Raw genomic sequence first — 11,891 nt, forward strand, 5'->3', positions numbered from 1 at the left:
CTCACTATCAGTCGCGCAGGCTTTCTTCGCGCAACCCATCCGCCAGCAGGTTCAGACCCAACACCAGCGTCAGCAGGGATACCGCAGGGGCAATCGCCGCGTGGGGATAGATCGACAGCAAACGCCTTCCCGCATTGATGGTGGTCCCCCAATCAGGGCTTTCCGAGGCCAGACCCAATCCGAAGAACCCAAGCGTTCCGAGCAGGATGGTTGTGTACCCGATGCGAAGGCAAAAATCGACAATCAGAGGCCCACGTGCGTTGGGTAGAATTTCCCAAAGCATGATGTACCATGGCCCTTCACCGCGCGTTTGTGCCGCCGCCACATAATCGCGCGTTTTAATATCAAGGGCGAGGCCCCGCACAATACGAAACACTGTCGGCGAATTCACAAAAACCACCGAGACAAATACCACCAAAATTTCCGATGGCATATCAATCCAATCAAGGAAATTTGGCAGGCCGGGCAGGGTATAGGCATCATTCTCCACGATGGCCCCGTCGTTTGAGATTAGTGCTGCATAGGCCCAGAACATCAACCCCAGCACGATGATTAACAGCGGTGTGCGCACGGTTGGCTGTGTGTAGAAACGCGAGTTGAGCAAAACGCAGGTGAAGACTATGGGAAAGAAGAAAAGCACCGCCGCCATATAGTTCGGCATGCCCGTTTCGATCATCTCAGGTGTCACCAGCAGGAAAAAGAGCAAGATCACCGGAAAGGCAAGGATTAGGTTGGCGAAGAAGGACAATACGGTATCAAGGCGACCGCTATAATATCCCGCAGGAAGGCCAAGCGTGATGCCCACCATAAAGGCAAAGAGCGTGGCCATCGGCGCGATCAGCACCACAAGCCATGCGCCATCAAACAGACGGCTGAACACATCACGCGCCAGATTGTCACCGCCTAACAGGAAGTACTGGTAGTCGCCGTCCTCGGCGCCTCTAAGCGGGGTTCCTGGTACTTTGTTCTTCATGCCAGAATACTGGCTGAGAGTGTCATGCGTGACGATCAGATCAAGGACCCCGCCAAAGAAGCCTGCGAAAACCCAAAACATCACAAGGCCAAAGCCGATCATGCCAACGGTGCTGTCAAATAACTTGCCATAAAGGCCCAGCTTGCGCTTGAAAGTGATTGAGAGCGCAAAGGTGAAGATGAGGGCGATCCACACGGGCAACAGCTGTTGTGCCATGCCCCCGATGATCCCTGCGGCTGTTCCCATAAAGATACCTGCCAGCACATAGATAACCAATATGCCAAGGGTGACCAGCAATGCATATTGCGTGATCATCCCGATGAACCCTGACACGCCTTTGTCAGCGTCCATGGTCCCGTCGGCATGGGCCATACGCACATCACCCGATGGCACAAGGCTCAGCAGTATTTGGCTGACAATCGCTATAACCAGCACGGCCACAGCGAGAAAGAGGAAAAGATTAAGTGGCGACAGCGCGCCCGTCCAAGTGAGTTGTTCCATGGTCTTTGCCCTCCCTTATGAAATGCGAATGCGTGGATTGAGAAAGACATAGCCGATGTCCGAGATAAGCTGCGTGAGCAGCACGACAAACACCGACACAACGGACACGGCCAACAATAACTCGATGTCATTGTTGCCTGCCGCCTCCACAAGGACCCAACCAAAGCCCTTGTAGTTAAAGAGCGTCTCAACGATCACCACGCCGTTCAATAGCCATGGGATCTGCAACATGATCACCGTAAAGGGTGCGATCAGCGCATTGCGCAGGGCGTGTTTCAGCACGATGTTCTTGAAGCTCACGCCCTTGAGGCGCGCGGTGCGGATATATTGTGCCGTCATCACTTCGGTCATGGAGGCCCGCGTCATCCGCGCAATATATCCCATGCCATATAGCGATATGGTCAGTACGGGCAGAAAGAAGTTCTCGAAATTGGCACTCTCCATCGCGGAGGTGGCAGAGCCTTTGAACCATTTGAGGCCAAAGGCGGAGGAAGCAAAAACCGCGATGAAAATAACACCGGAAACATATTCGGGGGTTGCCGTACTAACGATAGAGACAGTCGAAAGGGAGCGGTCGAGCTTGGAGCCTTCGCGCATCCCCGCCAACACCCCGATAATCAGGGCGGAGGGAACCATCAGCACCAGCACCCAAAACATCAGCTTACCGGTGAGGGCCAGTCGCGTTGCGACAATGCTGCCCACATCATCCTTGAATACAGTCGACTGGCCCCAATCGCCCTGAAGCACGCCGCAGAAACTGTCGCGCTCCTTGGCGGGCGTACCTTCGCTAAAACAGCGGCCAAATTCGGTGCCATCCTCCTTCTCTGTCACCCAACCGGGTGCAACGCCAAGCCACTGTCCGAATTTAATCGGCAAAGGCTCCAGATAACCGCGATCCCCCAGATAGGAGGAGACAGCCTCATCGCTCATGCGGAAGTTACCTTGGGTTTTGGCGAGTTTTTCGAGGTTCGGATAAAGGTTCGTCAGCCAGAATACGATGAACGTCAGGCAGAGTGCCGTCAGTAGCATCACACCCAGACGTCGGAGGATGAAAATTCCCATGAATGGTCGTCCCTGTCGTTGGCTACAAACGGGAGGCTCCCGTTTGTCTGATTGGGGCAGATGCCCATAGATATACTGTATTGGGGAGTTAGGGGCGTCAGCGGCCCACCGATGCAGCAAAACCGCATCCAATAATCGTATCCCCCCGGTCCGGTTTCCAGACCATATTGCTTTTATCGCCCGTTTGCCGAGCTTTTAACTGTAAGACCGCGGATGCTTTGCTGTCCAACAGCGCCATGAGGCACGAGTTAACAGGTGGCGTCAATGACAAGGGGAGACGAAATATCGGTTATTAACGACTTGCGGGGTCGGTTTTGAACAATAAACAAGTTCATGCGAAGGCTGTGCCTATCAGGAACGCGTGGCCATAAGGGGTTTTGGAGCTTGAGCCGTTGTCGGTGTGGATTTGCGCAGGCGGCTTGGTGTGGTGCCTGTGTGCTGTTGCATAAAGCGGGTAAAATAGGCCGCACTTCCAAATCCTAGGTGCTGTGCAATATTGCGGGCTGGATGGCTTGTCTCTTCGAGTAGGATCCGGGCGGCGTGGACCACGCGCTCCGTCAGGAGTTCGGCGGCGGTTTTGCCACTGGCGTGTTTGACCACGCGGGTAAGATGCGTTGGTGTGACGCCCAATTCCTTGGCGTAAAATGACATGGAGGCACCGGAAGCATAGTGCTGTGAGATCAAGCGCACGAAGTCGCGCGAAATCCGCTCCCCTGCGCTGCGTTTGGCGGGAACATGCTCTTCCAGCGTGATCTGGCGCCGCAGCCAGACAGACATCAACGCAATATGGGCCTCCATCGCATCCTGATAGAGGGGGCGTTTCACCGACTGTTCCCGTTGGGCGCCTTCAATAAAGGATGACAACTCTGACTGCACCTGACCATCAAGCACCCGAAGGTGTCGCGGCATATCGGGCAGGCGTAGTGGCGTGCCGACAGGCACCGTGACAACCTGACCCAATGACTGACGGCCCAAATCTACCGAGAACAGTGTGCCCGCTGGGACAAAGACGGCATTATGCGGCCCCAGACCGCGACGGCGTCCCTCCAGCAGGATACGGCCCTGACCACGCGTGAACCAAAAGAGCGCGTGATACGGCCTATCGTGGGCCAGCCCTAGCCGCCAGTCCTGTCCACCCGCTAACTGGGTCAGCGTCAGAACTTGAAGGTCAGTGGCGCTCATGTTTCAGTCCTGATTGATATATCGCAATTAAACTTGCACTTATACTGATGAAAAGAATAGTGAATAGCGCAAAAATGAAATAATTTATTGAAGGTAACAGGGCATCTTGAGCTTCTGCCAAGCCCCCATTTTGCTGCGTATCCACGTGCGTTGCCTTTTGGCATATTGCCGCGTTGCGATAACCGCAGCAGCGCGAGCCTCCTCCAATGTCATCCCGCCACGCAGGTGCGCGATCAACTCTGGCACGCCGATGGCGCGGTGCGCTGGCAGATCGGGATCATAGTAGGGCTCGATGGCGCGCACTTCTTCAAGAGCCCCCCCCTCTAACATCAGGTCAAACCGACGCTCGATCCGCGCGTTAAGCCAGTCCCGATCAACAGAAAGTGCGATCGCGGTGCAATCAGACAGGGGCAGCAACGGTGCAGGCGTGTCTGCCTGCCACTGGGCAAGGCCACGGCCCGTTGCCTCAAGAACTTCCCAGGCACGCTGCACCCGTGCGCGATTAGCGAGGTCAATGCTGTCGCGTGTGAGAGGATCGAGCGTCGCGATCAGCACCTCCATCGCCATCTCGTTGCCGCGCTTCCGGATTTCATCGGGCGTGGCGGGAATGTCTGCCAACCCCTCTGTGAGTGCCTGAAAATACAGGCCTGTGCCGCCCACGATGATGGGTCGTGCATCTTGCGCGATAATCTCGGTCACCTCCCGCAGCCAGTGGCCGGTAGAGTAGGGGGCGTCCTGTGGAAGATGGCCATAAAGGCTATGGGGCGCTTGCGCTTCTTCCTCCAAAGAGGGGCGTGCCGAAATCACCCGCCAACAGGCATAGACCTGACTGGCATCCGCATTGATGATCACACCGCCATTCTGTTGTGCGATCTTGAGCGCCAGTGCGGATTTGCCGGAGGCAGTCGGCCCCGCGATCAGCACAGGCCGCTGCGCAGGAATGGTGTCGAGCAAAGCAACAGTCACGTCATTGCACATTTCTTTGCTCCCCGTTGCTGCGCCGCATTGAACCTTGGCGCTAATTGCTACATTTTGCGCCGAAACAAAAGCCAAACGTTATCCCCCCGTGAAAGGTACCTCCCTCATGTCCGATCCGAACAAAGCCGCCTTCAAACGCGTGATGCTGAAAATCTCTGGCGAAGCATTGATGGGGGATCAGGGGTTCGGCCTGCACCCGCCTACGGTTGAGCGGATCGCAAAAGAAGTGAAATCCGTGCATGATATGGGCGTTGAGATTTGTATGGTCATCGGGGGCGGCAATATTTTTCGCGGCTTGCAAGGCTCCGCGCAAGGGATGGAGCGGACGACTGCGGACTATATGGGCATGCTGGCGACTGTGATGAACGCGCTTGCCGTGCAATCGGCCCTTGAGGCGGAGGGTATCCACACGCGCGTAATTTCCGCCATTACAATGAATGAAGTGGCCGAGCCCTACATCCGCCGCCGCGCCGTGCGCCACCTTGAGAAAAAGCGCGTTTGCATCTTTGCCGCCGGTACGGGCAACCCGTATTTCACCACCGATACTGCCGCAACACTGCGCGCCTCCGAGATGTCGTGTGAGGCAATCTTCAAAGGCACAAAAGTTGACGGCGTCTATGACAAGGATCCGATGAAATACCCTGATGCAAAACGCTATGAAACCGTCAGCTATGACGATGTGTTGGCCAAACGTTTGGGCGTGATGGATGCGTCGGCAATTGCTTTGGCGCGGGATAACAACCTGCCAATCATCGTGTTCTCACTGGATGAGCCGGGCGGGTTCAAGGGTATCCTTGCGGGTGAGGGGACTTACACCCGCGTTCAGGGGTAGAAATTTCTTTGTCCGGCAGGGTTTTGCGTTCTTAACATGACGTGCAATCAATTTGCGTTGTTGCTTTGCCTCGGGTGAAATGTGGCAGGGGGCGTCAAATGCCTGTGGTCTAGATTTTAAAATCCGGGCCACCCGCTCCATTGCGACCAGCGGCAGAGATGCGCGTGCCACTGGACCTGGAAAGAGCGATTCTGTGGGCAAATTGTTGGCGAGCAAGACGGTATGGTCGCAACACAGGATATGCCAGTATTGCACGCCGCGACAGTTTGTATCAGAGGATATCCCGTCCAGCCCCAGAAGGTGTTTTGCGCTGACAAAAACTTCCGCTTTGCCAAACATCCGTCTTGCAATGGGGGAATGGAGGAGCACGCGATGCTGTGGAGAGAGGCGGAGAGGATGTGAGGGTCGTCCTGCGCCCAACGCACCCGCTTCAAAGCGGATGGGGACCTGCTGCGCACGCAGGTTAAACTGGCTCACACCGATCCATTCGATCCGCTGTGCGCCATTTTGCAGTGTCATGACCATGTCGCCCGCTTTTAGCGTCTGGATCATTTTTTGTCCGATGGGCGTGGTGATCTTCGTATCCGCACAAAAACAAACCGCCGTATCCTGCGTTGTGGCGAAGGTATTGCGTCCTGCCGATGCGGTGCTGGTAGGGTTTACCAGCTCGATGCTTTTGATATTGAGATTGTCCGTTGAACCGCTGTTTCCCACGTCATTGACAAATGTGTCGCCGTTGGGTGCCTGAATGACCGAGACCTCGACCATATGAACCGTTCCATCGCGTTCTGTAATAACAGCATTATACAGAATAATGGCGTCCTGTGGGCCTGAGTAGGTCACCCCGTCGATTGTGTATTCCATGTAGTCGGGGGAGCCTGTCTCGTCACTCCAGATCACCCCGTCCTCGGTCACGTCATAGCTCGTGATCCCGACCATCTCCAGATCATCATAAGTACCCGCGATGGCACCTGCATTTTCGTAAAATCCATCGGTTTCATCAACGTCGATCAATGGTTGGTTCCCGATGAAGATCATCGTGGCATTTGTCACAATTGTCATACTGATACCCTAGTGAGCAGTCTTTGGTATTCGATGACAAACAGATGATAACAAACGCTGAAGATTTCAGCCGCTCTTTGCTGCTTTTGATCTGAATTAGAGGAAATCGCAGCAAGTAAAACGGCCAGTTACAAAACCACATCAAAGCCTTCTGGCCTTTTGCTGTATGGGGCATTAAACATTCGTGAAATGTTGAAAATGTTTGGCAAAACAAAAAGGATACCGCATGTCAGAAGATTTTATGCTGGACACCGATGATCTGGAACGCCGGATGACCGGTGCGATTGCATCACTGCGCACCGAATTTGCCTCCCTGCGGACAGGGCGCGGCTCAGCCTCCATGCTTGATCCGGTTCAGGTGGATGCGTACGGCCAGATGACACCGATCAATCAGGTGGGTACGGTAAACGTACCAGAGCCACGGATGGTCACAATTAACGTCTGGGACAAGGGGCTGGTCGGCAAGGTCGAGAAGGCCATTCGCGAGAGTGGTCTTGGCATCAATCCGCAGCTCAATGGCACCATCATCATGCTACCCATCCCCGAGCTGAACGAAGAGCGCCGCACACAGCTTAGCAAAGTCGCAGGCGGTTATGCCGAGAATGCCCGCGTCTCCATCCGTAACATCCGCCGCGACGGCATGGATCAGATCAAAAAAGCCAAAGCCGACGGGATGTCCGAGGACGACCAGAAAATCTGGGAAGGCGAGATGGAAGATTTGACGAAGAAGTTCATCAAGATGATTGATGACCAGCTCGAGACCAAACAGTCAGAAATCATGCAAGTTTAACTGCTTTCGCCTTAATTTGGGCGGGTCGCCGTCCTACTGCACAGAACCGACCCTAAAGCAGGCCCCATAGAATGCACCAGATTTCATGATTAAGCGCGGCAAGAAAAAGCTAGAGCCGCTTCCTGTTCCCGGTCCGGGCGGACCTCGCCATGTGGCGATCATCATGGACGGGAACGGCCGGTGGGCAACCCAGCGCGGCAGGCCGCGTTTGTTTGGTCACCATTCCGGTGCCAAGCGTGTGCGTGAAGTGGTGGAGGCTTGTCCTGATGTGGGGGTCAAATACCTGACCATCTTTGCCTTCTCCACCGAGAACTGGAAGCGCACGCAGGTTGAAGTTGCAGGCCTGATGAGCCTCTTTCGCCGCTATATCACCAAAGAGACCCGCGCGCTCAATGAGCGCGGCGTGCGGGTGCGTTTCATTGGCGACCGTGTGCGGCTGGATGACAAGCTGATCAAGTTGATGAACGACCTTGAGGAATTCACCAAAGACAACACCAGTGTTAACCTAACCATCGCGATCAACTATGGTGGCCGAGACGAGGTTGCACGCGCAACCAAGCGGTTGGCACAAGATGTTGCGGAGGGGCGTTTAGACCCTGAAGCGATAGATGAAGAAACCTTGCCAAAGTATCTCGATACTTACGTTTTACCTGATCCCGATCTAGTGATCCGTACCAGCGGCGAGGCGCGAATTTCCAACTTTCTGCTGTGGCAATCCGCCTATGCGGAATATGAATTTATCGACACGCTCTGGCCCGATTTCACCCGCGAGGAGTTCGCAAGCTTGTGCGCCTCCTATGGCGGCAGGGATCGGCGCTTTGGCGGGGTCAAACCCTGAGGGCTAATATGAATGCACCTGAAAAATGGTCTGATCTGACGACCCGCGTAGCGTCAGCTTTGGTAATGGTGCTGGTGGCGCTCATTGCCATTTTGGCGGGGGGGCATGTGTTTCACGTCCTTGTCGCGGTGATTTGCGGCTTGATGATTTGGGAGCTGGTGAACATCATTACGCCGCCAGAGCGGCGCAATCTATCGCGGGTCTTGGGCGGTTTGACAGGTACTGCTGTCTTTGCAGCCGTCTATTTGCCTGTCGGTTTCGCTTTGCCCCTTTTGCTGGCCCCTGCGCTTATCGGGTTCGGTCAACTGGAGAAGAACCGCACCATCTATATGGCGTTCACCGTGATGATCCTTATGTCAGGCTTTGGCATGATGCAGGTGCGTGATGATATGGGCGTTGGCTGGATGCTCTGGCTGGTAGTTGTCGTCGTGGTGACGGATGTATTCGGCTATTTTGCTGGCCGCGCGTTTGGCGGGCCAAAATTCTGGCCCTCGGTTAGCCCGAAAAAGACGTGGTCGGGGACTGCTGCGGGCTGGGTCGGAGCCGCGCTTGTGGGCCTTCTCTTTTCGATTAACACAGGTGTTGGCCTGCAGCTGATCGGCATTTCCATCGCGATTTCAATGGCGTCCCAGATGGGCGACATCGCCGAGAGTGGCATGAAGCGTAAGATGGGTGTCAAAGACAGCTCTAACCTGATCCCCGGCCATGGTGGATTGATGGACCGTTTTGACGGCATGTTGGGTGCTTCTGTTTTCCTGCTTATCATGGGGCAATTTATCGGCTTTCCACCCGGGGTGGGCTGAGCGCATGCGCAGGGTCAGCATTTTTGGCGCGACAGGGTCAATCGGGCAAAACACCATTGATCTGATCAGGCGTGCGCCAGACGCCTATGATGTGATCGCCCTGACCGGTGCACGTAATATCAAGCAATTGGCCGAAGATGCCATCGCCCTTAATGCGCAGGTCGCCGTGACAGCCGATGAGACAAAGCTGGATGAACTGCGTGACGCTCTGATTGGGACGGACATTGAAGCAGCGGCAGGTGCGCAAGCTATTGTTGAGGCAGCGCACCGTCCCGCCGATTGGATCATGTCGGCGATTGTAGGCGCGGCTGGCTTGGCGCCCGGTATGGCGGCCCTCTCCCAAGGGACGACGCTTGCGCTTGCCAATAAGGAATCGCTGGTCTGTGCAGGCAAACTGCTGCTGGAGACGAGCAGGGCGCATGGTGCGGAAATCCTGCCTGTGGACAGTGAGCACTCCGCTGTCTTTCAGGCTTTGGTCGGGGAGCCGATGGACGCCGTGGAGCGGATCATCATTACAGCTTCTGGCGGTGCCTTTCGCGATTGGCCGATTGAGGAATTGGCGGGGGCCACACTCGATCAGGCGTCATCGCATCCCAATTGGGACATGGGGCAGCGCATCACAATTGATAGCGCTTCCATGTTCAACAAGGCGATGGAAGTTATCGAAACGCGAGAGTTCTTTGGCGTTGATCCTGCGATGATCGAAGTATTGATCCATCCCCAAAGCATGATCCACGCGCTCGTTGGCTTTAACGACGGTGCCCTGATGGCCCATGTCGGGCCTGCGGATATGCGTCATGCCATCGGCTATGCCTTGCACCACCCTGCGCGGCGTCATCTGCCGGTGGAGCGGCTCGACCTTGCAGCGATCGGGACATTCGAGTTTCGCGCACCTGATGATGTGCGGTGGCCTGCATTGCGCATTGCGCGTGAGGTCATGGCGCGGGGCGGACTTGCGGGCGCAGTATTCAATGCGGCTAAAGAGGCTGCGCTCGACGGATTTATCGCGGGTCATCTGAAATTTACCCAAATGTCGGACGTCGTTTCACAAACACTTGATGAGATGGATGCGGCAGGTGGTCATATTGATGCCACCATGACCCTTGATAACGTGCTCGAAACCGACCATCAGGCACGCAAGGCCACACGGTTGGCCATTGAAAAAAGAGCAGGGTAGAGCATTGGATATCACAACACTTGTACCGCAATTCGGCGGCTTCATCTGGACATTGGCAGCCTTTGTCATCGCATTGTCGGTGATCGTCGCGATTCATGAGTACGGTCACTACATTGTGGGCCGTTGGTGCGGGATCAAGGCAGATGTTTTCTCGCTTGGATTTGGTCCGGTGCTTTATTCGCGGTACGACAAGCGGGGGACCAAGTGGCAGATCGCTTTGCTTCCTTTTGGCGGATATGTGAAATTTGCGGGCGATGCCAATGCGGCCTCGGGCAAGGACGAGGACGCGATGGAAGAGGTTGCGACCGACCCCGTACGCTTACGTGAGACGATGCATGGTGCACCCCTTTGGGCGCGTGCGCTGACAGTTGCGGCGGGACCTGTATTCAACTTTGCGATGTCTATTATCATCTTCACTGGCATCATCCTGAGTGTGGGGGAGGACAGGGATCCATGGACTGTTGAAGCCCTACGCCCACTGCCGCAAGACACTGTCGGTCTTGAACAGGGTGATGTCATATTGGAAATCGCGGGCCGTGCGTTACCAGCAGACCAAGAAGCCCCCGAGAGCCGTGATTTTATGGACACGCTGCCGTTGGAGCCGGTCCTTGAATATACGGTTGAACGTGATGGTGAACGTTTGACAGTTGACGGGCCATACCCGATGCCAGCCCTTGTAGGTATGGTTGGTCCGCAGACCGCAGCACTTGAGGCGGGGCTTGCCCCCGGTGATGCGATTGTGGGTATCGATGGTGCGCCGACCTTTGCTTTTCAGCAGCTGGTTAAGGCTGTTGAGGGGTCCGAAGGGCGCCCCTTGTTGCTGGATGTTTGGCGTGCAGGCGAGATTTTACAATTTACGCTGGTACCCAAGTCGACGGACGTGCCGCAACCGGATGGCAGCTTTAAAAATGTATTACGGATCGGCGTAGCCAGCAGTGGCGCGATCATTTCGGCCAAGGAAACACCTGGATTCTTTGACGCCACCCAAGATGGCATTGCTGCCACATGGCGTATCATGAAGGGATCTGTCTCAGGTATGTGGCACATGCTGACGGGCACAATCAGCACCTGCAACATGTCCGGCCCTGTGGGTATAGCGAAAGTGTCCGGTGCCATGGCGAGCCAAGGTGCCATGAGCTTTATCGAGTTTATTGCAGTGTTGAGCACAGCAGTCGGTTTGCTCAATCTCTTCCCCATTCCGGCGCTCGACGGGGGGCATCTGACCTTTTATGCGTATGAAGCTGTTCGCGGGAAGCCGCCCAGCGACAAAGCGCTGCGTATTTTGATGACTGTGGGGATTACGCTGGTTCTCAGCCTTATGATCTTTGCTTTGTCGCAGGATTTGTTCTGTCCATAATACTGCGTCACAACTTTGTATTGTTGCAAATGCAGGGCCATTGCCTTGCTTTTGCCACATTTGATCCCCGTGGTTGCCACATTTAGCTGGCAATCATGAAGGACGAGACAAACTCGGATCAAAGGAGCGACCCATGCAAACCATTTCAAAAGGCTACCGCGGCTTGAGTGTGCTGATCGATCTGAACTGGGATCGCGCCCTGTACATGTGCACGATGATTTTTGCCCTTTGCGCAGGTGCCTACCTTGGCAGTTTGCCGTAAACCACCGGCACTATTTATACATCTGGTAGAGTCCGCGCGCTGCGTGGGCTCATTTGGTTTGAAAAAGCGGCTTC

The 11,891-nt window shown here is 55.3% G+C and carries 12 protein-coding genes; 7 read left to right on the forward strand and 5 right to left on the reverse strand.

The genetic code is table 11. The features are described from left to right. Positions 1-7: 7 nt before the first annotated feature. From Q0775_RS15630 to miaA, 4 genes are all read right to left on the reverse strand, one after another. Positions 8-1,474, reverse strand: a complete 1,467-nt coding sequence (locus Q0775_RS15630) for an ABC transporter permease (protein ID WP_298862925.1) — start codon at positions 1,472-1,474, stop codon at positions 8-10. A 15-nt stretch (positions 1,475-1,489) separates the two neighbouring features. Further along, a complete protein-coding gene (locus Q0775_RS15635) occupies positions 1,490-2,536 on the reverse strand; it encodes an ABC transporter permease (RefSeq protein ID WP_298862928.1) in 1,047 nt (348 codons plus the stop codon). A gap of 351 nt (positions 2,537-2,887) precedes the next feature. Then, positions 2,888-3,718 carry an AraC family transcriptional regulator gene (locus tag Q0775_RS15640; RefSeq protein WP_298862931.1) on the reverse strand — a complete coding sequence of 277 codons (831 nt, stop codon included), beginning with the start codon at positions 3,716-3,718 and terminating at the stop codon, positions 2,888-2,890. An 84-nt stretch (positions 3,719-3,802) separates the two neighbouring features. Next, entirely contained in the window at positions 3,803-4,696 is an 894-nt protein-coding gene (miaA, locus tag Q0775_RS15645) for a tRNA (adenosine(37)-N6)-dimethylallyltransferase MiaA (RefSeq protein ID WP_298862934.1), read from the reverse strand. Between the two features lie 106 nt (positions 4,697-4,802). On the opposite strand from miaA, the gene pyrH reads away from it, so the two are divergent. Beyond that, positions 4,803-5,528 (forward strand): UMP kinase, encoded by a 726-nt coding sequence (gene pyrH / locus Q0775_RS15650; protein WP_298862937.1) that lies wholly within the window; start codon positions 4,803-4,805, stop codon positions 5,526-5,528. On the opposite strand, the gene Q0775_RS15655 is transcribed toward pyrH, so the two are convergent. Then, positions 5,457-6,590 (reverse strand): Hint domain-containing protein, encoded by a 1,134-nt coding sequence (locus Q0775_RS15655; protein ID WP_298862940.1) that lies wholly within the window; start codon positions 6,588-6,590, stop codon positions 5,457-5,459. The two genes, pyrH and Q0775_RS15655, sit on opposite strands and share 72 nt — an antisense overlap. A 226-nt stretch (positions 6,591-6,816) precedes the next feature. Here Q0775_RS15655 and frr point away from each other — a divergent pair, with 226 nt between their 5' ends. From frr to Q0775_RS15685, 6 genes are all read left to right on the forward strand, one after another. Then, positions 6,817-7,380 carry a ribosome recycling factor gene (gene frr / locus Q0775_RS15660; protein ID WP_298862942.1) on the forward strand — a complete coding sequence of 188 codons (564 nt, stop codon included), beginning with the start codon at positions 6,817-6,819 and terminating at the stop codon, positions 7,378-7,380. An 85-nt stretch (positions 7,381-7,465) separates the two neighbouring features. After that, entirely contained in the window at positions 7,466-8,218 is a 753-nt protein-coding gene (locus Q0775_RS15665; protein ID WP_298862944.1) for an isoprenyl transferase, read from the forward strand. A gap of 8 nt (positions 8,219-8,226) precedes the next feature. Beyond that, positions 8,227-9,021, forward strand: coding sequence for a phosphatidate cytidylyltransferase (locus Q0775_RS15670; RefSeq protein WP_298862947.1), 795 nt, complete (start codon positions 8,227-8,229; stop codon positions 9,019-9,021). Positions 9,022-9,025: 4 nt separating this feature from the next. Further along, complete coding sequence (gene dxr, locus Q0775_RS15675; protein WP_298862950.1) at positions 9,026-10,198, forward strand: 1-deoxy-D-xylulose-5-phosphate reductoisomerase; 1,173 nt, start codon at positions 9,026-9,028, stop codon at positions 10,196-10,198. A 4-nt stretch (positions 10,199-10,202) separates the two neighbouring features. Continuing rightward, positions 10,203-11,555 carry an RIP metalloprotease RseP gene (gene rseP, locus Q0775_RS15680; RefSeq protein WP_298862953.1) on the forward strand — a complete coding sequence of 451 codons (1,353 nt, stop codon included), beginning with the start codon at positions 10,203-10,205 and terminating at the stop codon, positions 11,553-11,555. 133 nt (positions 11,556-11,688) lie between these two features. After that, positions 11,689-11,817 carry a hypothetical protein gene (locus Q0775_RS15685; RefSeq protein WP_298862956.1) on the forward strand — a complete coding sequence of 43 codons (129 nt, stop codon included), beginning with the start codon at positions 11,689-11,691 and terminating at the stop codon, positions 11,815-11,817. Positions 11,818-11,891: the final 74 nt, after the last annotated feature.

This window comes from uncultured Sulfitobacter sp. (assembly GCF_947499945.1).
In the GTDB taxonomy this organism is placed as follows: Bacteria; Pseudomonadota; Alphaproteobacteria; order Rhodobacterales; family Rhodobacteraceae; genus Sulfitobacter.